The 20,579-nt window shown below is 70.5% G+C and carries 20 protein-coding genes and 2 pseudogenes; 16 read left to right on the top strand and 6 right to left on the bottom strand.

Translation table 11 applies throughout. The features are described from left to right. Window positions 1-62: 62 nt before the first annotated feature. Window positions 63-410: pseudogene (locus tag DI272_RS01980) on the bottom strand (Type 1 glutamine amidotransferase-like domain-containing protein); the annotation flags it as partial. Further along, window positions 398-754: pseudogene (locus DI272_RS01975) on the bottom strand (cellulose binding domain-containing protein); the annotation flags it as partial. The pseudogenes DI272_RS01980 and DI272_RS01975, both read right to left, overlap by 13 nt. Before the next feature lie 429 nt (window positions 755-1,183). Between DI272_RS01975 and DI272_RS01970 the strand changes: the two are divergent. Next, the gene (locus tag DI272_RS01970) at window positions 1,184-2,023 is read left to right on the top strand and encodes a GntR family transcriptional regulator (RefSeq protein ID WP_109493395.1); all 840 of its coding nucleotides are present in this window, start codon (window positions 1,184-1,186) and stop codon (window positions 2,021-2,023) included. Between the two features lie 196 nt (window positions 2,024-2,219). Here the strand turns inward: DI272_RS01970 and DI272_RS01965 are convergent, their stop codons facing one another. Beyond that, on the bottom strand, window positions 2,220-2,507 hold the full coding sequence (locus DI272_RS01965; RefSeq protein WP_258314430.1) for a carbohydrate-binding module family 20 domain-containing protein: 288 nt from the start codon (window positions 2,505-2,507) through the stop codon (window positions 2,220-2,222). A gap of 489 nt (window positions 2,508-2,996) precedes the next feature. Here DI272_RS01965 and DI272_RS01960 point away from each other — a divergent pair, with 489 nt between their 5' ends. The 3 genes from DI272_RS01960 to DI272_RS01950 are packed head-to-tail and all read left to right on the top strand — an operon-like array spanning window position 2,997 to window position 6,908. Further along, window positions 2,997-3,854: an ABC transporter ATP-binding protein gene (locus DI272_RS01960; RefSeq protein ID WP_109493393.1), complete on the top strand. Its 858-nt coding sequence runs from the start codon at window positions 2,997-2,999 to the stop codon at window positions 3,852-3,854. Continuing rightward, window positions 3,851-4,837: an iron-siderophore ABC transporter substrate-binding protein gene (locus DI272_RS01955; RefSeq protein ID WP_109493392.1), complete on the top strand. Its 987-nt coding sequence runs from the start codon at window positions 3,851-3,853 to the stop codon at window positions 4,835-4,837. Before DI272_RS01960 ends, DI272_RS01955 begins: the two co-directional genes overlap by 4 nt. A gap of 4 nt (window positions 4,838-4,841) precedes the next feature. Next, window positions 4,842-6,908, top strand: a complete 2,067-nt coding sequence (locus DI272_RS01950; protein ID WP_109493391.1) for an iron ABC transporter permease — start codon at window positions 4,842-4,844, stop codon at window positions 6,906-6,908. 318 nt (window positions 6,909-7,226) lie between these two features. Here the strand turns inward: DI272_RS01950 and DI272_RS01945 are convergent, their stop codons facing one another. Continuing rightward, a complete protein-coding gene (locus DI272_RS01945; protein WP_109493390.1) occupies window positions 7,227-8,312 on the bottom strand; it encodes a bifunctional class I SAM-dependent methyltransferase/NUDIX hydrolase in 1,086 nt (361 codons plus the stop codon). A gap of 269 nt (window positions 8,313-8,581) precedes the next feature. On the opposite strand from DI272_RS01945, the gene DI272_RS01940 reads away from it, so the two are divergent. From DI272_RS01940 to DI272_RS01895, 10 genes are all read left to right on the top strand, one after another. After that, window positions 8,582-10,249, top strand: a complete 1,668-nt coding sequence (locus tag DI272_RS01940; RefSeq protein WP_109493389.1) for an FAD-dependent monooxygenase — start codon at window positions 8,582-8,584, stop codon at window positions 10,247-10,249. Window positions 10,250-10,480: 231 nt separating this feature from the next. Beyond that, a complete protein-coding gene (locus DI272_RS01935; protein ID WP_258314429.1) occupies window positions 10,481-10,951 on the top strand; it encodes a hypothetical protein in 471 nt (156 codons plus the stop codon). 173 nt (window positions 10,952-11,124) lie between these two features. Continuing rightward, complete coding sequence (locus tag DI272_RS01930; protein ID WP_109493387.1) at window positions 11,125-11,724, top strand: class F sortase; 600 nt, start codon at window positions 11,125-11,127, stop codon at window positions 11,722-11,724. Window positions 11,725-11,886: 162 nt separating this feature from the next. Next, window positions 11,887-13,038, top strand: coding sequence for a SchA/CurD-like domain-containing protein (locus DI272_RS01925; RefSeq protein WP_109493386.1), 1,152 nt, complete (start codon window positions 11,887-11,889; stop codon window positions 13,036-13,038). A 94-nt stretch (window positions 13,039-13,132) separates the two neighbouring features. Further along, complete coding sequence (locus DI272_RS01920; RefSeq protein WP_109493385.1) at window positions 13,133-13,570, top strand: cupin domain-containing protein; 438 nt, start codon at window positions 13,133-13,135, stop codon at window positions 13,568-13,570. Further along, window positions 13,567-14,835, top strand: coding sequence for a beta-ketoacyl synthase (locus DI272_RS01915; protein WP_109493384.1), 1,269 nt, complete (start codon window positions 13,567-13,569; stop codon window positions 14,833-14,835). Before DI272_RS01920 ends, DI272_RS01915 begins: the two co-directional genes overlap by 4 nt. Next, window positions 14,832-16,079, top strand: a complete 1,248-nt coding sequence (locus DI272_RS01910) for a ketosynthase chain-length factor (protein ID WP_109493383.1) — start codon at window positions 14,832-14,834, stop codon at window positions 16,077-16,079. The genes DI272_RS01915 and DI272_RS01910 overlap by 4 nt, the downstream gene beginning before the upstream one ends. Window positions 16,080-16,159: 80 nt before the next feature. Beyond that, window positions 16,160-16,417, top strand: coding sequence for an acyl carrier protein (locus tag DI272_RS01905; RefSeq protein ID WP_109493382.1), 258 nt, complete (start codon window positions 16,160-16,162; stop codon window positions 16,415-16,417). Window position 16,418: 1 nt separating this feature from the next. Beyond that, complete coding sequence (locus DI272_RS01900; RefSeq protein ID WP_109493381.1) at window positions 16,419-16,898, top strand: SRPBCC family protein; 480 nt, start codon at window positions 16,419-16,421, stop codon at window positions 16,896-16,898. Window positions 16,899-16,918: 20 nt separating this feature from the next. Further along, window positions 16,919-17,251: a TcmI family type II polyketide cyclase gene (locus DI272_RS01895; protein WP_109493380.1), complete on the top strand. Its 333-nt coding sequence runs from the start codon at window positions 16,919-16,921 to the stop codon at window positions 17,249-17,251. A 214-nt stretch (window positions 17,252-17,465) separates the two neighbouring features. Here DI272_RS01895 and DI272_RS01890 read toward each other — a convergent pair whose 3' ends face one another. Both DI272_RS01890 and DI272_RS01885 read right to left on the bottom strand, forming a co-directional pair. After that, the gene (locus DI272_RS01890) at window positions 17,466-18,071 is read right to left on the bottom strand and encodes a dihydrofolate reductase family protein (RefSeq protein ID WP_109493379.1); all 606 of its coding nucleotides are present in this window, start codon (window positions 18,069-18,071) and stop codon (window positions 17,466-17,468) included. A gap of 202 nt (window positions 18,072-18,273) precedes the next feature. Next, a complete protein-coding gene (locus DI272_RS01885) occupies window positions 18,274-19,185 on the bottom strand; it encodes a LysR family transcriptional regulator (RefSeq protein ID WP_258314428.1) in 912 nt (303 codons plus the stop codon). Window positions 19,186-19,313: 128 nt separating this feature from the next. Here DI272_RS01885 and DI272_RS01880 point away from each other — a divergent pair, with 128 nt between their 5' ends. Both DI272_RS01880 and DI272_RS01875 read left to right on the top strand, forming a co-directional pair. Then, window positions 19,314-19,868: a dihydrofolate reductase family protein gene (locus DI272_RS01880; RefSeq protein ID WP_109493378.1), complete on the top strand. Its 555-nt coding sequence runs from the start codon at window positions 19,314-19,316 to the stop codon at window positions 19,866-19,868. Between the two features lie 268 nt (window positions 19,869-20,136). Next, window positions 20,137-20,469: a hypothetical protein gene (locus tag DI272_RS01875; RefSeq protein WP_109493377.1), complete on the top strand. Its 333-nt coding sequence runs from the start codon at window positions 20,137-20,139 to the stop codon at window positions 20,467-20,469. The last annotated feature ends 110 nt before the right edge of the window (window positions 20,470-20,579 follow it).

Genomic DNA, 20,579 nt, shown 5'->3' with positions numbered 1-20,579 from the left:
TCAGGGAGATGGTTCAGACCGAGGCCCAGCGCCTGACCGGGCAAGAATGTCCGCAGAGCGAGTCACGGATGGAACCGCCACCGGCCTTCCGAGATGACATCCGTCTTGCCGTCCCGGACGCGAACGGCCGTCTCGTCGTCGATGAAGTAGATCGGGAAGTCCGCCCGCGCGGCGATGCGATCAGCCCAGGCGTCGTCCCGCTCGGGGAAATCGGGCGAGTACAGGTGAGGCTTGAGATACCAGTCGAAGAGGCCGAACGGCGGCTGAATGGTCGTCGCCCCGAGCACGTGGAGGTCCCTGGTGTCCCCGATGACGTCGGCGGAATGGTCGGTGAGATGACGGCTCAAGATCATCGATCCGGCACTGAACCCGACGTAGACCCTGCTTTCCAGCGCTTCCGGTCCGCCGTTGTGGTGGGGTTGGCGAGGGTGCCGAAGGTGCCGGTGATGTTGGCACAGCCCTTGACGGCCCATGAACAGGCGAAGCGATAGGTCGAGTTGGCCGAGTCCGCCTTGAAGTAGTAGCGGATCTTGACGCTTTGCAGGGAGACGGTGCTGGTGCCGGTGTTCTTCACCTTGAACCATGGCTCCGCCTGGTCGGCGCCGGCACCGGTGGCGCTCGTCCGGTACTGGACGCTCAGGGCGTCGGTCGCCGCGTTCGCGGTGGCCGGGAGCGCGGTGAGCGCGGCGACGCCCATGCCCACCGCGATGGCGGTCGCTGCGGTGGCGCGCCACCGGTTCGTTGTGGATCTCATCGTTGTTCCCTCCAGAAAGGTGGGGGTGTTTCCCGGAATGGGACAGGGTGTGCGTCAGGGGTGGTGGGGATGCCGAGGGCGTCGATCCGAGCGATGTGTGGCTGCGACGGGAGCGGAACCCGGGGGGAGGTGGCACCTCCGGAGGGCGCCATCGGACCGCCTGGCCACTTGACCACCTGACCAGTGGGGGTTGGTGGTCAGGTTGCTTGTTGAGGTGAGGATGAAGGTGGCATAGACCAATTGCGGCGTCAACCCCCGCCGCAGACAAGGGTTTTACTGGAGAAGGCGGCGGATGCGCTGACGACCGTCGATGCCCTGCGGCTACACTTCGTCCGCCGGGAAAGGGAACCGCTGGCTGACCACTGGTCAAGTGGTCAACTGGTTGCCTGATCCTCTGGTCGGCTCAGGGTTCACAGCAAGGGGGTCCGCATGAAGGCCGATGCACCTGGTGCGGTGCTCAAACGCGAGCGCGTCCGCGAGTACCTCCTCGACCTGGTGGAGTCCCGCCGTCCCGGTGACGCCATCCCCTCGGAGCGCGCCCTGTGCGCCCGGCTGGAAGTGTCCCGCCCGACCCTGCGCGCGGCGGTGGACGAGCTCGTCGCCGCGGGCCTGCTGGTGCGCGAACACGGCCGGGGCATGTTCGTGGCCCCCGAGAAGATCACCCAGGAACTCGTCTCCACCGAGCAGTCCATGACCGTGCCGCCGGCCGCGGGCGCCTGGTCGAGCCGGCTGCTGGAGTTCACCACCATCCCCGCCGGCGCGCGCGTGGGCCGCAGGCTGCGGATCTCGCCCGCCGCCGAGATCGTGTACGTCGCGCGGCTGCGCCTGGTCGACGGCGCCCCGATGGCCATCGAGCACCTGCACATCAGGGCCGAGCTGGTCCCCGCCCTGTCCGCGGAGGAACTCGAGGCCGGTGACCTCTACGAGCACCTCCGTCGGCAGCACGGCGTGCACGTCCGGGAGGCGGTGCAGGCGATCGAGCCGACCGTGGTCACCCGCGCCGAGGCGGAACTGCTCGACGTGCCCGAGCTGTCCCCGGCACTGCTCTTCGAGCGGCTCACCTCAGACACCAAGGGGCAGCCCGTCGAGTACGTGCACTCCTTGTACCGCGGTGACCGCTACCGAATCGTCTCCCGGCTCACCCTCGGCCCCGCGGTCATCGCAGCACCCGACCGCCTCGGACACCATCCCGGCATCCCCCCGGGCGACTTCGCCCACCGCGACGCCATCGCCTCCTCGACCCGGGGGGACATTCAGGCGGGGGCTTGAGGCGGTGAGGCGTCCTGTCCGGCCGGCGTTCGAAGAGCGGCCTTTCCAGCCAGGACATGATCTGCCTCGTGAGGGCAGTGCGCGAGGTGCACGATTCGCTCAACGGCCCCGACGACCGGTGTTCGAGCGGTGACCGGCGCATGCGCAGCCGCGTCCGGAGGGCCGGGCAGTCGCGCCCGGCCCTCGCCGCCGAGTGTCAGTTACGGAAGGTCTCGTGGGTGATGTAGGTGCCTGTCGGCGGGGTGACGGTGGTGCGGTTGGGGCCGCTCTCCCATACGACGGGGGTGTTGACCGCCTTGATGATGTACTTGTACTCCAGGGCGGTGTCGGCGGGCAGGATCACGGTCGCCGACCAGGTCGGGTAGGCGGCCGAGGAGAGCGGCACGGCCTGGTCCGGATTCCACGACCCCAGTTCCGGGCGGTTGCCGGTCACGTAGACCTGCTGGCCCCACTGTGTGTACGCGGTGACGTTGAACGTCGCCACCACTGAGTCCTCGCGTGCTCCTGTGGACGGTGCGGCCAACGCCGGCGGCGTGAGAAGCGCACCGAGGAACAGGGCGAGTACGGCTGCGAATCTCAGGCGCAGGCGGATTCGGGGACGGTTGCGGTCCATGAAGAGAGCCCTTCGGATGATGGCGGACGGTCTGTCATGCACTTGCGGCCGTCATCCTTATGTCCTCCGCGCGCCTTGCGCAAAGACATGAAGGATTTTTCAGACATGGTGCAACGATCAAGCATGTGAGCTGTTCAAGGTGCGTTTCCCGGCCTGAAACTCTTGCATCATGCCGGATGTCGAGCCGGACTAGTGCCGCGCCGTCAGCGGGTGCGCGCGGGTGCACGGTGGGCGGCTCGGTCCTCTGCGGGGTTCTCCGGGGCGAGCGGAACCGCCGCATGAATGTGATGCGCGACCGCGTCACTCGGTGATGACCCCCGCGCCCGGGAGTGGTTATTAGGTTAGGCTAACCTTCGTTCCGTGCGATCAGGTGAAGACAATCCTGCGGCGGTGCGCCCCCGCGGTCATGAACTGTCCGCCACGGCTGTCACCGTGGCCTACGACGGCGTCGACGTCGTGCACGACGCCTCGGTGACGCTGCGGCCGGGCGAAGTGACCGTGCTCGTGGGGCCGAACGGCAGCGGGAAGTCGACCCTGCTGCGGACACTCGCGCGCCTGCAGCAGCCGAGGACCGCCACGCTCGTCATCGACGGCACGGACGGTCTGGCACTGACTCCTCGCGAGTTCTCCCGCCGGGTGGCCCTGCTGACACAGGGCCGGCCCACGCCGAGCGGACTGACGGTGAGGGATGTCGTCGAGTTCGGCCGCTATCCCTACCGGGGCCGCTGGGGCAAGGCTGACCCGGACGGCCGGGCCGCGGTGGACCGGGCGCTGGCCATGACGGGAGTCGCGGCCCTCGCCGACCGGGGCGCGGAACATCTTTCCGGCGGACAGCTCCAGCGCGTGTGGCTGGCGGGCTGTCTCGCCCAGGAGACCGGCGTCCTCCTCCTCGACGAGCCGACGACCTACCTGGACCTGCGCTATCAGATCGAACTCCTCGACCTCGTCCGCGACCTGGCCGACGACCATGACATCGCCGTCGGTGCCGTCCTGCACGACCTCGACCAGGCCGCCGCCCTCGCGGACCGGATCGTGCTGCTGCACGCAGGGCGGATCGTCGCCGACGGCCTCCCCGCACACGTACTGACCGCCCAGCGGCTGACCGACGTCTACGGCATCCGCATCGAAGTCGGAACCGACCCCCTGACGGGCCATCTGCGCACCCGCGCGATCGGCCGGCACCACACGCGAAGCGAAAGGCTCAACACCCCCTCATGAGACGACTGTTGATGACCGCGGCGGCCGCCACCGCCGCGGCGCTCACCCTGACCGCCTGCGGTACGACCGAGCCCGCCGCCGACAGCAAGGAAACGAAGGCGGCGAGCCAGGCCGTCACGCTCACCGACGCCTCCGGCAAGAAGGTCGAACTCGACGGACCGGCCAAGAAGGTCGTCGGCACCGAGTGGCACGAGGTCGAGCTGCTCCTGTCGCTGGGTGTCGACCCGGTCGGCGTCGCCGACGTCAAGGGCTACAAGACCTGGGACCAGGCGGTCCCGCTGAAGAACGAGCCCAAGGACATCGGCACCCGGGGCGAGCCCAGCATGGACACCATCGCCGCCCTCGTGCCGGACCTCATCGTCGCCAGCACCGACCTGCCGCCCGCCGCCGTGAAGCAGCTGCGTGCGATCGCCCCGGTCGTCGAGGTGCGGTCCGCCGACGCCGCCGACCCGATCGGGCAGATGAACGAGAACCTCGACCTGCTCGCCCGGGCCACCGGCACCACCCAGCAGGCCGAGAAGATCAAGGACGCGTTCGACGCGAAGGTCACCGCGGGCAAGAAGGCCCTCGCGGACGCCGGTCTCGACGGCGCCAAGTACGCCTTCGCCGACGGCTACGACATCTCCCACCAGGTCTCGATCCGCCCGTACACCAGCGGCTCGCTCATCGGCGCGGTCAACGAGCGGCTCGGCCTGGAGAACGACTGGACGGTCAAGGGCGACCAGAGCTACGGGCTGGGCACCACCGACGTCGAGGGACTCACCAAGCTCAGTGACGACGTGCAGTTCGCCTACATCGGCAACGACGACGACGAGAGCAGCACACCCTGGACGGGCGCACTGGCCAAGGACAAGGTGTGGACCTCGCTGCCGTTCGTGAAGAAGGGCAACGTGCACCGGCTGCCTGACGGCATCTGGATGTTCGGCGGCCCCGAGTCGATGGGCCAGTACATCGACTCCGTCGTCGCCGAGCTGACGAAGTAACACCATGGCCGTCACCGCGACCACCCCCGCCACCCGTCCGCCGGTGGCCACGTCCCGGACGGGCGCGGCCACGGTGACGGCCGCCCTGCTCCTGCTCGTCGCGGCCCTCGCGGTCGTCGACCTCACGCAGGGCACCGCATCCGTCGGCGCCGGTGAGGTGTGGAAGGCCCTCACCGGCCACGCCGACCCGGCCGACGCCTCCGTCGTCATCGCCTCCCGGCTGCCCCGCATGATCGCCGGAATTCTGGTCGGGGCCATGCTCGGGACGGCGGGCGCCGCCCTCCAGGCCGTCAGCCGCAACGTCCTCGCGTCCCCCGACACCCTTGCCGTCAACGCCGGTTCCTACCTGGCCCTCGGGCTGGCCGCCGTCACGGGCGTGTCGCTGCCGCTGCTCGCCTCCTCCGGTGTCGCACTCCTCGGCGGGCTGGCCGCGGCGGCCGTCGTACTGGGCCTGTCCGGCCTGGGCGCCGGCACCGTACGCCTCGTGCTCGCCGGCACCGCCCTCATGCTCGGTCTCAACGCCGTCACGGAGGGGCTGCTCCTGCTGTTCCCGGAGGAGACCCACGGGCTCTACCAGTGGAACCAGGGCAGCATCGCCCAGAACGGCTTCGACGGGGTGGCCCAGCTGGCGCCCGTCGGCCTCGCGGCTGTGCTCGGGCTGCTGGCGGTCGCCCGCCGGGTCGACGCCCTGGCCCTCGGCGACGACGCGGCCCGTGGCCTCGGTGTCCCGGTCCGCGCCACCCGGATCACGGTGGTCGTGCTCGCGGCCGTGCTCGCCGCGGCAGCGGTCACCCTGGCCGGGCCGATCGGCTTCGTCGGCCTGTGCGCGCCCGCCCTGGTGCGCGCCCTGGCCCGCAGGTTCCGGGCCTTCACCCGGTCGCGGGCGAGCCTTCCGGTCACGGGCCTGACCGGTGCGGCGCTCGTCCTCGGCTCGGACGTGCTGCTGCGCTCCCTGGTGCCGGCGGACCTGGCGGTCGCCGTGCCGACCGGCGTGGTCACCAGCCTCGTCGGCGCCGTCTTCCTCGTCGTCATGGCCGTCAGGCTGAAGGACACCGCCGCCGCCACGGCACCCGACCGTCTGCGCATCAGAAGCCGGGCGGTCTTCGCCGGCGTCACGGTCGTGCTGGCGCTGGTCCTCGTCGGGGTGGTGATCGCCGCCGTGCTGCTCGGCGACGCCAAGCTGCTCCTGGGCGACGTCGTCAACTGGGCGGAGGGCAGGGCGGGCCGGACCGTGTCGTTCGTGCTCGACACCCGGGTGCCCCGCGTTCTCGCGGCCGTGCTCGCGGGCGCGGCCCTCGCCCTGTCCGGCACACTCATCCAGGCCGTGACCCGCAACCCGCTCGCCGAACCCGCCGTCCTCGGGGTGTCCGGCGGGGCCGCGCTGGGCGCCGTACTGCTGGTGACGACCGTGCCGACGGCCGACTCGTGGGGGCTGGCGGGTGCGGCGTTCGCGGGCGCCGCGCTCAGTTCCCTCATCGTCTTCGGACTCGCCGCCCGGGGCGGGTTCCAGCAGAACCGGCTCGTCCTCGTCGGCATCGGCGTCGCCACTGCCGCCTCAGCCCTGATCAGCCTGTTCATCGTCCTCACCGACCCGTTCAACGCGGTCAAGGCCCTCACCTGGCTGTCCGGTTCCACCTACGGGCGCACCATGCCGGACATCGTGCCGCTCGCGGCCGTGGTGCCCCTGGGGGCGGTCGTGGCGGTGCTGCGGCGTGCGGAGCTGGACCTCGTGTCGCTCGACGGGGACACCCCGCGGCTGTTGGGCATCGACCTGGCACGCGAACGCCTCGGACTCCTCGCCCTGGGTGTCCTGCTCAGCGCCACGGCCGTCGCCGCCGCCGGCACGATCGGTTTCGTGGGGCTCGTCGCCCCGCACGCGGCCCGCGCCCTGGTGGGCCGACAACACGTCCGCGTGATCCCGGTGGCCATGCTGCTCGGCGCCGGCCTGGTGTGCAGTGCGGACCTGCTGGGCCGCACGGTGATCGCACCCGCCCAACTCGGCGCCGGCATGGTGACCGCGATGATCGGAACGCCCTACTTCCTCTACCTGTTGGTGCGCAGCCGCAGGTAGCGGACGGCGGGAGCTCGTGCCCCGTGCTCCGGCACGTTCCGGTGGGGGAGCACCTGCGGCGAGCCGCGGGCAGGCTTCCGTACCCGCGCTCCACCCGGCGGAGACGAGCCCGCGGAGGCCGCCACGGTCGTGCGCGGCGCCGTCCCGGACAAGGGCGCGGCACGGACCACGCCGTCACCGCGCTCACCGTTCGGGACGTCTTCGTCGGGGCGCGGTCCCCCAGCCACTTCGCCGCCCGACAGGCCACGCCGACCCCACCTGCCGCACCCTGCCGCTGGGGGGGCCACGCCGGTGTCAGCAGCGCGGGGGCGCCGACCTTCACGGCGCGGTCTGTTCGGTGGGTGCCGGGGGTGCGGCGGGCGCGATCGGATAGCGATGGACGGGTGGCAGGCCGGGCAGCAGTCCGGGCCAGACGGTGTCGATGACGTGCGCGCTCGGCGTGAACAGCGGCTGGGCCAGCTGAGGCAGGTCGGCGGGCTCCATCCACTCCCACCGCCTGATCAAGTCCGGTTCACGGACGGCCGGTTCGCCGCTGAAGGCGCGGACGCGGACGGCGGCGGTCAGCCGCGGCATGCCGTGGACGGAGTCCATCAGCAGGGCGAGCAGTCGCGCGTCCGCCGCGTGGGCGGTCAACCCGGTCTCCTCCTCCAGCTCCCGCACGGCCGCGGCGAGGAAGTCCTCGTCGGCGTCGTTCTTGCCGCCCGGAAGTTCCCAGACCTCCCGGCGGGCAGACCGGCCGAGCAGGACCCGCCCCTGCGGATCGGTGACGACGACGCCGGCTCCGGTCAGGGCATGCGGGGAGGGCCGCCCCTTGCCGGCGTACCGGACCGGAAGCGGGATCGGCCCTCGCAGAACGAGAAACGCCAGGCCGTCGGCGTCGTGGCGTTCGGCGTCCTTCCAGCCCGCGCACAGCAGACCGAGTTCTTCCTCGTCCAGGGCGATGCCCCGCTTGCCCTCCGGGACGGTGGCGGCGAGGGGCGTGATGACGCACAGGATGCCGTCGGGGCGCAGGCGTTCACGCAGCCGGTGCAGCACCCGGGTGCGGTCGTTCAGGAAAGCCCAGCTCAGCCGGAAGGTGATCAAGTCGTATGCGGGGTGCGGCAGTTCGTCCGTGCCGTCATGCTCGATGTCGCCCAGCAGGTAGGTGACGGGCGTGCCCGGCGCGGTGTCGGCGCGGGCGCGGGTGAGGGCGGCGTCGGCGTGGTCGAGGGCGTCGACGGTGTAGCCGCTGCCGGCCAGATGGCGGGCCAGCTCCCCGAGCCCGCAGCCGACGTCCAGGGCGAGGGCGCCGTCCGAGGCGGGCGCGTGCTGAGCGAGCAACTGGCGTTCGGCGTCACCGAGCCGACGGAACGCGCCACCGTCGGCGTAGTGCGCGTTCCACCTGTCGGGCGTGGTGTGGGCCACCGGGAGGCTCCTTGCCGGGAAGAAGGGTGTGGACGCAGACAGAGAACAGGCAGGTCGAATATGCGCGCGCACACTCTCCTGCCGCAACTGCCCCGGCGATGGGCGGACGCGCGCACAGCACGGCCGAGATCGCGGACGTGTCCGCTGACTCGGCGAACCCGGCGAGTTGAGCGGGTGAAGCTTGGGCCCGCGCCGATGCCGGGGGGCATGGATGAGGCTCGCGGCCGAATCCGGCCGAGTCGACAGACACAACGAGCCGGAGGCGGGCCATGGCACGAAGAGACGATCAGACCGACCGCACGGAGCACCGCGTCCCTGTCCTCATCGTCGGCGGCTCGCTCGTCGGCCTGTCCACGTCGTTGTTCCTGAGCCGGTTGGGCGTACGGCACACCCTGGTGGAGCGCCACACCGGCACGTCCCTTCACCCGCGCGGACGCGGGAACAACGTCCGTACGATGGAGCTGTTCCGGACGGCCGGGGTCGAGCCGGCAATCCGGGAGGCCGCCGCCACCCTGAACGACAACCACGGGATTCTCCAGACACCCACCCTGGTGGGAGACGCGGGCGAGTGGCTCTTCAGGGAGATCGACGCCGGCGGCGCACTGGCTCGCTTCAGCCCCAGCTCCTGGTGCCTGTGCAGCCAGAACGACCTGGAGCCGGTGCTGCTCGCCCACGCTGAGCGGCTCGGCGGCGACCTGCGCTACGGCACCGAACTGCTGTCGTTCGACAGCGACCCCTCCGGCGTCACCGCCGTGGTCAAGAGCCGGGAGACGGGCGAGCACACCACCGTCCGCGCCGACTACCTCGTAGCCGCGGACGGCCCCCGCAGCCCCGTGCGCGAGCAGCTCGGTATCGCCCAGAGCGGTCCTGGCGACCTGTTCAGCAACGTCAGCATCACCTTCCGGTCCCGACGCCTCGCCGAGGTCGTCGGCGAGCGCCGGTTCATCGTCTGCTACCTGACCGACCCGGAGGCCGACGGGGCGCTGCTGCCGGTGGACAACCAGGAGAAGTGGGTGTTCCACGCTCCCTGGCATCCCGAAAACGGCGAGACACTGGAGGAGTTCACCGACGAACGGTGTGCCGAGCACATCCGGCGCGCGGTCGGAGTGGCCGACCTCGACGTACAGGTCACCGGCAAGGCGCCCTGGAACGCCGCACAGCGGGTCGCCCGCAGCTACCGGGCAGGTCGGGTCTTCCTTGCCGGTGACTCGGCCCACGAGATGTCACCCACCGGGGCCTTCGGTTCCAACACCGGTATCCAGGACGCGCACAACCTCGCGTGGAAACTCGCCGCGGTGCTCGGCGGCTGGGCGGGGGAGGGGCTGCTGGACACCTACGACGCCGAGCGGCGCCCGGTGGCCGAGGCGACCAGTGCCCGCGCCTCCGAGCGGTCCGTGGAACACAGCCACCCCGGCTTCGCCCCGCCGCCCGGCATGGGCGGTGGCGGCGGCGGGGGACCGCAACGCGGCATGCTCGGCGCGGTCCTCGGCTACCGATACCCGCAGGGTGCCGTCATCGGTACCGACCCCGAGGCGCCGGTCGTACCGGAACGCTTCGACCTGTCCGGGGAACCCGGCAGCAGGGCGCCTCACTTGACGGTCCGCCACCGGGGTGAACGGATCTCCACTCTGGATCTCTACGAGCGGTCGTTCGTCCTGCTCAGCGACGCCGATCGGCCAAGTGGCTGGCACGAGGCGGCCGTCCGGGTGGCCGCCTCGACGTCCGCCCCCCTGACCTCCTACCGGGTGGGCAGCGCCGCCGGCGCCGAGCTGACCCCCGAGGGCGAGACGGACTGGTCGGCCGCTCATGGAACATCGCCTGGAGGTGCCGTACTTGTCCGCCCCGACGGGTTCGTGGCCTGGCGGGCCGCGGCGCCGGAGCCCAACCCCGAGACGGCACTGCGTCATGCCCTGACCACTCTGCTGGCGCCGGCCTGACCTTGCGGGACACGGCCGACCCGCCCCCTCGACGACGCGGGTCGGCCGCGCCGTGCGCTGGTCGTTCCGCTCCCGTCGCCACGCGGGTGTGTTCACCCGCATGATCGTCCCCGGTGGTGAGAGGCACTCCGCGCACTGACGGTGGATCACGTCGAGGACGGGTCGTCTCAGCTGACGAAGCGCCAGCTGTCCGCTCCTCGGCGAAGGGAATGACAGATGCACTCTGCTCGCATGTTTCTTGCCACCGCGGCGGCCTCGACCGTCCTCGTTCTCGGCGCCCCCGGCGCTCAAGCGGCCGGCAACGACTGGGAAGACCACACCGACTCCTCCTACAGCAAGGAGCACGACAAGGACGGCGGCCACGACTCGCCGCGCGGGGGCATGCACACCGGGGGCGGGGCCCTGACCGCCGTGAACGCGGACGGCTCGGACACCGCGCAGGACCCCAGGTTCGACCCCGAGACCTACAAGGAGCACGGCAAGGACGGCGGCAGTGGAAGGCAGGAAGAGGACTCCTGGGGCGGCAAGCCGGACGGCGACGAGTGGAGCGACCGCGGGGAGAAGCCCAGCGGAGGAATGCACACCGGAGGCGGTGCACTGGCCTCGCCGTCCGTGACCGCGGGTGGGCTGGCCGTCCTGGCGGTCGCCGGCACCGGTCTGTACGCGGCGCGGCGTAGGAAGACCGCCGGAAGCGTGGCCTGACCCATGCCGGATGCGATAGCCGCTGCGGCCGCCACGCGCGCGCCGCGTGGCGGCCCGGCCGGTGCCCGCGTGCCGGCCCCTCGTCCGATCGTCCTTCCACCCTCGTGAGGCAGCGTCCGATGGCAGCCCGTCCCTCTTCCCCCGCAGACCACCCGCTGCGCACCAAAGTGCTGATGGGAGGTGTGGCAGCGGCCCTCGTACTGGTCATGGGCCTGTTCGGCGGGACCGACACCGAGTCGTCCGACGCCTCCCGCCCGTCCCGGACCCCTCACACCGACGCTGCCGCGGCTCCACCGGCCGGACGGGCCGCGGGCAGACATCTGCCGCGCGCCAGACCCGTACGCCTGCTCATTCCGAAGATCTCCGTCGACGCCCCCTTCACGGCACTCGCCATCGGCCGCAACGGACAGCTCCAGCCGCCCCCGGCCGGCGACACCAATCTCGTCGGCTGGCATGCCAAGGGCGCCTCCCCGGGAGAGGCGGGCACCGCGATCATCGCCGGTCACGTCGACACGGCCACCTCGGCGGCGGTCTTCGCGGACCTCGGTGCACTGGAGAAGGGGGACACCTTCGAGGTCAGACGCGCCGACGGGCGCACAGCGTCGTTCGTGGTCGACACCGTGGAGACGTTCGACAAGGAGCACTTCCCCAGCCGGCGTGTGTACGCCGACACGCCCCAGGCACAGGTCCGGCTCATCACCTGTGCGGGTGACTACGACCGCACGATCAAGGACTACACGGACAACCTGGTGGTCTTCGCTCACCTCGCCTGAACGGGCCTGCTCCGCCCGGCCCCAAGGTCGCCCGACCAGTTGCACACGAGTCGCGCGCTGCCGGCAGCGGGCTCAGGATCGAGGGGATCGAAGCACGTCGGAGGCGCATCGACGTGATCGAGACCCGTCCGGTTCGTTGCCCGCCAAGGAGATGTGCGCAGGATGACCTCCACGTCCGAACGTGTTTCGGAACCCTTCATACGAGAGGCGTCGCATCGTGTCTCTCAGTCCGTGTTCGACGGCTCCCGGCTGCGTGTGGTCCTGCTGGTGGACATCCACGACGGTACCCAGCAGCAGTTCCTGGAGGCGTACGAGCAGCTGTGCAGCCAGATCGCGTCCCTCCCCGGACACGTCAGCGACCAGCTGTGCCAGTCCATCGAGAACTCCACGCAATGGCTCATCACGAGCGAGTGGGAGAGCGCTCCGCCCTTCCTCACCTGGGTGAACAGTGAGGAACACATACGGATGGTGGAGCCGCTGCGCACGTGTGTCAGGGAGACCCGGTCACTGCGCTTCCACGTCGTCCGCGAGACCGGCGCCCCGGGGGCGGCCGGCGGGCCGGGCACCGGTGGGCTTCAGGCGGTGGCGAGGGTCGGTGACGGTCTGGTCAGGCACGCCCTCACCTTCACGGTCAAGCCGGGCAGCGAAAGGACCGTGGCCGAGATCCTGGCCGGATACGCCTCACCCGCGTCGCGGGTCGATGACACCACCCAGTTGTGCCGCACCTCCCTGTTCATGCACGGCAACCGGGTGGTCCGGGCCATCGAGGTGCGGGGCGACCTGGTGACCGCGCTGCGTCATGTCGCCAGGCAGCCCGAGGTGCGGGCCGTCGAGGAGGCCCTCAACCCGTATCTGGAGCAGGACCGGGACCTCGACGACCCCGAGGCCGCCAGGCTCTTCTTCACCCGCGCGGCGCTGCCCGCCGTACACCATGTCGCGTCGGACCGGGACAGCGCGGACGCCGTGCGGCAGGCGCTGTACTACCCGGCCCGAGAAGGGTGCGGTATGCGCCTGGCCGAGCTGTTGGCCCGGCAGGACGAGGCAGCGTCCGCGGACCCGCTCACGCCGCTGCTGAGCAGCACGATCTTCCAGCGCGACGACATCGTGGTGCGGCTCGTGGACGTACGGGGCGGGCTCGACAACGTTGCCGTGCCCGGTCTCACGGACCACGGCCGGGCGACCGGCCTCGCGGAACTGCTGGACCCGCAGGCCCTCGACGTGGACGGCCCGGCGCCGCGGGACGGCGGCCCCGCACACCACCTCGGCGCCCCCCTGATGACCCTCGTCACCGACCGACGGGCGCCCGACGCCTGATTCGCCACCCCGGCATCCGGGCCGTGTGACGTCCACGTGCCATGCCGACGCACCACATGTTCGGAGGAACGTCGTGACCCAACTTCCTGGAATCGTGGACCTGAGCGAGATCGAGCCCAACACCCGGCGCGGCGGCGACCTGCGCGCCCTGCTCACCCCCACGACCGTCGGCTCCACCAGCGGTTTCATGGGCGTGGCCATCGTGCAGCCCGGCGACCGCATCGCCGAGCACTACCACCCCTACTCGGAGGAGTTCATCTACGTCCTCTGCGGGCAGCTGGAGGTGGACCTGGACGGTGAAACACACCCGTTGCAGCCCGAGCAAGGGCTGCTGATCCCCGCTCACATGCGGCACCGCTTCCGCAACGTCGGCAGGGTGGAGGCCCGCATGGTCTTCCACCTCGGCCCGCTCGCGCCGAGCCCGCCACTCGGCCATGTCGACACCGAGGACGCCGACGGCGTGCCGATCGCGGCGGAACCGACCCACACGGCCGTGGGGCGGGTGGCCGAACGACCTCAGGTCCGGTCATGACCAGGCGGGTGGCAGTCACCGGCCTGGGCGTCGTCGCCCCGGACGGCATCGGAGTCACGGCCTTCTGGGACCTGCTGTCCCACGGGCGCACGGCGACGCGTGGCATCACCTTCTTCGACCCGGCCGGGCTCCGCTCGCGGATCGCCGCGGAGTGCGACTTCGACCCCGCGGCCCACGGCCTGGACGCGGATCAGATCGCACGGTGCGACCGGTACATCCAGTTCGCCCTGGCGGCCGGGGAGGAGGCGGTCCGGGACTCCGGCCTCGACCTCGCCACGGAGAACCCGTGGCGGGTGGCGGTCTCCCTGGGCACCGCGGTCGGCGGCACCACCCGACTGGAGCACGACTACGTGCTGGCCAGCGAGCGAGGCACACGCTGGGACGTGGACCACCGACAGGCCGGCCCGCATCTGCACCGGGCGTTCTCGCCGAGCACGCTCGCCTCGACGGTGGCGGAGCGGTTCGAGGCCCGCGGCCCGGTGCAGACGGTGTCCACCGGGTGCACATCGGGCCTGGACGCGGTCGGCTACGCCTTCCACACGATCGAGGAAGGAAGAGCCGACATCTGCATAACCGGGGCGTCGGACTCGCCGATCTCACCGATCACCATGGCCTGCTTCGACGCCATCAAGGCGACGTCCCCGAACAACGACGACCCCGCCCGCGCCTCGCGTCCCTTCGACGCGGACCGCAACGGGTTCGTCATGGGGGAGGGCGGCGCGGTCCTCGTCCTGGAGGAGCTGGAACACGCCCGGACCCGCGGCGCGCACGTGTACTGCGAGATCGGCGGGTACGCCACGTTCGGCAACGCCTACCACATGACCGGTCTGACCAGCGAGGGCCTGGAGATGGCCCGGGCCATCGAGGACGCCCTGGGCCAAGCCCGGCTGGACCGTACGGCGATCGACTACGTCAACGCGCACGGCTCGGGCACCCTCCAGAACGACCGGCACGAGACGGCCGCCGTCAAACGGGCCCTCGGCGCGCACGCCTACGACACACCCATGAGCTCCATCAAGTCCATGGTGGGCCACTCCCTCGGCGCGATCGGCGCGATCGAACTCGTCGCCTGTGCGCTGTCCCTGACCCACCAGGTCGTCCCGCCCACCGCGAACTACGAGACACCTGACCCCGAGTGCGATCTGGACTACGTCCCGCGCACCGCCCGTGAGCGCAGGCTGAACAGTGTTCTCTCCGTGGGCAGCGGATTCGGCGGCTTCCAGTCCGCGGTGGTCCTGACCCTGCCGAGGAAGGACACACGATGAGCGGACATCCTCGGCGCGCGGCCGTCACCGGCATCGGGCTGGTCGCGCCCAACGGAACCAGCACCGAGACCTTCTGGAAGTCGACCCAGGAGGGCATCAGCGTCCTGGACCGGATCACCCGTGAGGGATGCGGGCACCTCCCGCTGCGGGTGGCCGGCGAGGTCCGGGACTTCGACCCGCCGACCCTGGTCGAGGAGCGCTACCTCGTCCAGACCGACCGGTTCACCCACTTCGCGATGGCCGCCGCCGACCAAGCCCTCGACGACGCCGGCCTCGGCCGCAGCAGCACGGACACGGCACCGTTCTCCGTCGGTGTGGTGACCGCGGCAGGCTCCGGGGGCGGTGAGTTCGGGCAGCGGGAACTCCAGCAGCTGTGGGACAAGGGCAGTCGTTACGTCGGCCCGTACCAGTCCATCGCCTGGTTCTATGCCGCCAGCACCGGCCAGATCTCCATCCGCCGTGGTTTCAAAGGGCCTTGCGGTGTGGTGGCCGCCGACGAGGCCGGCGGACTCGACGCCCTGGGGCATGCGGCACGGGCCGTGCGGCGCGGCACCGACGTGCTCGTGGCCGGCGCGACCGAGGCGCCGCTGGCCCCGTATTCGATGGTCTGCCAGCTCGGCTACCAGGAGTTGAGCACGGTCGACGACCCCGAGCGGGCCTACCGCCCCTTCACCGCCGCGGCCTGCGGATTCGTGCCCGCCGAAGGCGGCGCCATGCTCGTCGTGGAAAGCGAGGAATCGGTCCGTCGACGGGGCGCGTCCGTGCGCGCCACCCTGGCTGGCCATGCCGCCACCTTCACGGGTGCCTCCCGGTGGGAGCAGTCCGGACAGGGCCTGGCCCAGGCCGTGCGGGGCGCCTTGGAGGAGGCCGGCTGTGCGCCCGAGGAGATCGACGTGGTGTTCGCCGACGCCCTCGGTGTGCCGGAGGCGGACCGCGCCGAGGCACTGGCGATCGTCGACGCCCTGGGCCCGCACGGCAGGCGCGTCCCCGTCACGGCGCCGAAGACCGGCACCGGCCGGAGCTACTCGGCGGCGCCCGTCCTCGACGTCGCCGCGGCTGTCCTCGCGCTGGAACACGGTCTGATCCCGCCGACCCCCAACGTCTTCGACGCCTGTCACGACCTCGACCTCGTGACCTCCCGCGCCCGCGCCGCCGACCTGCGCACAGCACTCGTCCTCAGCCGAGGGCTCATGGGCTCCAACTCGGCGCTCGTGCTCCGGCGCGGCACCGGCGACGCCTCATGACGAGGCATCACCGGCTCCCATCACACAGCCCCGGAACACCCGACACACCGATACACCGACACGACAGGGAGACACACCGCATGAGTGACCGCATCACCGTGGAAGAGCTCACCGAGCTCATGAAGAAGTCCGCCGGAGTCACCGTCTCGCCGGAGGAGCTCCGGGAGCGCTACGACACCGGCTTCGACGCCTTCGGGATCGACTCCCTCGCGCTGCTCGGCATCGTCGGCGAGCTGGAGAACCGGTACGGCACGCCGATGCCTGCCGACGCCGAGAAGAGCAAGACACCCCAGCAGTTCCTCGAAATGGTCAACAGCGTTCTTCTGGCGGGAGCCTGACATGACCGGGCACACGCAGAACGAGATCACCATCAACGCACCGCTCGACCTGGTCTGGAACATGACCAACGATGTCGCGAGCTGGCCGCAGCTGTTCAGCGAGTACGCCTCCGCCGAGATCCTCTCCCAGGAGGGGAACAGGACCACCTTCCGGCTGACCATGCACCCCGACGACAACGGCAAGGTGTGGAGCTGGGTGTCGGAACGCGAGCCGGACCGGGACGCGCTCATGGTGCGGGCCCGCCGCGTCGAGACCGGCCCCTTCGCCTACATGAACATCGTGTGGCGGTACGAGACGGTGCTCGAGGGCACCCGGATGGTGTGGACCCAGGACTTCGCCATGAAGCCGGACGCACCGGTCGACGACGCCTGGATGACGAACAACATCAACCGGAACTCCAAGGTGCAGATGGCCCTGATCCGGGACCGGATCGAGCAGGCTGCCAGGGAGCGCCGGCCCGCGCCGGTGCTGTCCGACTGAGCCGGACGGAGGACAGGACGATGCACCAATCCCTGATCATCGCCCGCATGGCGCCGGAGTCGGCCTTCGACATCGCCAAGGTGTTCGAGGAGTCGGACCGGGGAGAGCTGCCACACCTCGTGGGGGTTGCCCGCCGCAGTCTCTTCCAGTTCGGTGACGTCTATCTGCACCTCATCGAGTCGGAGCGGGACCCCGCACCCGCCATCGCCGAGCTGGCCGGACATCCTGAGTTCCGGGACGTCAGCGAACGGCTGTCGGCGTACGTCACCGCGTACGATCCGGCGACCTGGCGTTCACCGAAGGACGCGATGGCGCGCTGCTTCTACCGCTGGGAGCGGGACGCCACGTCATGAGAAGCCGTTCTCTTCGCGTGCCTCACCGTCCGGATGCTGCCGGTCAGCCAAGCGGTTTCGCGGCGGAGAACGGTCGGTGCCGGGCGGGTGTCCGTGAACACCGGGGCCTCTTGCGGCTCGCTGGACTCAACAGCCGTAGCCGCGAGCCGCCAAGAGGCCTTCCGCCATGCATCAAGGCCGCCTGACTCGCCCTGACCAGAACCGGAGGGGGAAGTCACGCGGGGGTGCCGAGCGGCGGGTGGTCGAGCACGCTGGGCTTGTACTCGACGAGTTGGATGCGGCCGTCGAAGGTGCGGTGCTCGATCATCTCCAGGGCCACGTCGGGATAGCCGTCGTAGATGCGTTCCTCGCCCGTGGCCCCGGTGATCACCGGGAACATCACGACCCGGAAGCGGTCGACGAGTCCCGCTCGTAGCAGGGACCGGCACAGGCTGAGGCTGCCGATCGTGCTGAGGAGCCCCGTGCCACTCGACTTCATGGCGCGGACCGCCTCGACGGCGTCGTCGCGGACGAGCGTGGAGTTGGCCCACGTCAGGGGCTCCGCCAGCGAGGAGGAGAACACCACCTTGGCCGCTTGCGTGAGCCCGTCGACGGACGCCTCCTCTTCGGGCCTGAACTCGTCCTGGCCCTTGGGGACCTCGCCCGCGGCGAAGCCGGACATCAGGCGGTAGGTGTTGGTTCCCATCAGATAGGTGGCCTGGGGCTGCTCGCCGAGCCACGCGAGGTACTCCGGGCCCTCGAGCCCCCAGAAGCCGGGCCATCCCTCTCCCGATGCGTAGCCGTCGAGGGAGGTGATGAAGTCGACGAGAAGCTCCGACATGACGATGTCCTTTCCTGGGTGTCACGAGCGTGGACCGGCCGGGAGCGGCAAACTCATCGGCCGCGCCGGGAGCATCGGGAAAACTCGTCACGCTGCGGTCGGTGGGACCACGGCGAGCCGTCGTACTGGCCCGGATGGATTCCACCAAGGCCAGCGGATGGCCGGCCCGTCACGACCGGCCCCGTACTGTGCCGTAGCCCCCTCATTGCGTGTGCGTACCGTCCGCCGCCTCTCGAGGGGATGCGTCGTGTGCGGCCTGTACTGCGCACTGGACGAAGGCCCGCACCGAGCCGGTCTCGTTCGCCTCCCGCCATACCGGCGCCCACTGCACAGGGGGTGCGTCGGCCAGCGGAATGTAGGTGAGGTCCGGGCGCGGGTAGAAGCGGGCTGCGTGCTCTCCGACGGGGAAGATGCCCTGGCCCGAGGAGACGAGGCCGAGGATCTCCGGAAAGGTGTTCGCCATGGGGCCCAGGCGGACCCGGCGGCCGCTGGGGGTCGTTGCCGGCACGCGGTGCAGCCGGGTCTCCTCGGGAAGCGTGTCGGGCATCTGGACGACCGGGTGATCGGCGAACACCTCGCGGCTCACGGCAGCCTCGCCGGCGAGACGGTGGCCACGGGGGACGACCAGTATCTGGGGTTCGGACAGCAGGACCGGTCCCACCCGGACGCCGCGCACGGGCAGTGCGGTGATGAGCACGTCGACGTCTCCGTCGAGCAGGCGGGCGCAGGCGTCGTGGACCTGGGCCTCGTGCAGGCTGACCCCGCAGTCGGGGTGCCGGGCGCCGAAGAGGGCCACCGCCTTGAGGAGGAGCTGTCCCGCGGCCGCCCCGAGGAACGCGACCTTCAGCGTGCCGTGGACCCCGCGCCCGGCTTCGACGGCCTTGCGTACGGCCGCGTCCATGCCCCGCACGTGCGGCTTGAGGTCCGCCACGAGCGCGGCGCCGATGGAGGTCAGTGTCACGACCCTGCTGGTGCGTGCGAACAGGCTTGCCCCCACCCGCCGTTCGAGACTCTTGACGATCCGGCTGACCTGACTGGTGGTCAGCCGCAGCCGTTCCGCCGTGCGGCCGAAGTGCAGTTCCTCGGCCAGGGTGAGAAGCACTTCGGTTTCCACGCGTTCCAGCATGTCGTCCCCCATCGTTGTGTCAGGCGCAACGATCGTAGCGAGAAGCGATCTTGATGGTGCTGCCGTGTCGCGTGAGGGTTGTCCTTGTCACCGCAGGTCAATGACAGGGAAGCATCATGACGCAACGCAGGATTGTGGCCGGGCTCTTCATCTCCGCCGACGGCGTGGTGGGCGCGCCGGAGCAGTGGACCTTCCAGCACATGACCGAGGAGGCGGGCGCGATCATCGGTGGGCTGGTGGCGGAAGCCGACACCATGCTGCTGGGACGCACCACGTATGAGGAGTTCGCCGGCTACTGGTCGCAGCAGACGGGGCCGATGGCGGACGCGTTCAACGGGATGCGGAAGCTGGTCGCCTCGCACTCCCTCACCGTGGCGGAATGGAACAACAGCGAGATCCTCGGCGGCGACCTCATAGAGCAGCTCAACGAGCTCAAGAACGCCCCGGGACGGAACATCAACACGTCCGGCAGCATCTCCGTCGTCCGCACGCTGTTGGAGGCCGGTCTGCTGGATGATCTGCACCTGATGGTGTTCCCGATCGTCCTCGGCGGCGGCACCCGGCTGTTCCCGGACCACGGGAAGCGGCTGGACATGACTCTCGCGGGCACGCACACCTTCGACACCGGCGTCGTGCACCTGCATTACCGGCTGGACACACCGGCCCGGTAGCGGTCTCACGGGGGGACCCCCTCGGCGCCCGGTACCCCTGCCGGAACTCCTGAAGGAAGCCCACGCCCTGTGGCTCTGGCGTCCTGCGGGTCGGTACCGGGCGCACCTGGATCAGGTTGAGTGAGAGGAAGCCCCGGAGGCATGGGAAGAGCTGTGGGACCGTCGGTGCCTGCATCGTGAGACGGTCTTCCCTGCGAGCTTCGCTGCTCTTCCGCGTGTGGCATTCCTGGCTCCATGAGTGGCCAGGCGCTGGAGGTGGCCGGCGCCCTTGGACTTCACCGACGCCTTCTGCGCCGTGTCCTGCCCGCACTGCGAAGCGGAAGTGACCATCGCCGTCGGTGACCACGGCTGCTACTCGGCCATACGCGACTGGGATTCTGGGGATGTCGGACGGCGGGCGCTGCGGCCGGCCCAGGCCGAGGAGCTTCGCGACCCCGGTCGATGGATGCTCGCCACAGCCGTCCGGGACGAGCAACAGGAGATGGCCGAGGGGATCAGGCACGTCTTCGGCCTTGCGGAGTGCCCGGCGTGCGCGAGTGTGTTCGGCATCGCAGATGCGTACACGAGCTCGAACCTTCCTCCGGCTCTCGAGACGTCCTGAACGGCGGCTGACATGTGAACGCCGCCCCTCCAGGCCTGAGCCCAGCAAACCTTTTGCCGCCGGTCGTCTCGACTCGGCCGGCCCCTCGGTGATCCGTTCCTCGTTCGGAT

Origin of the sequence: Streptomyces sp. Act143 (assembly GCF_003143935.1) — a bacterium.
GTDB lineage: Bacteria > Actinomycetota > Actinomycetes > Streptomycetales > Streptomycetaceae > Streptomyces.
Note: the sequence above shows the minus strand (reverse complement) of the source record. Positions and strands in the feature narration are given on the sequence as shown.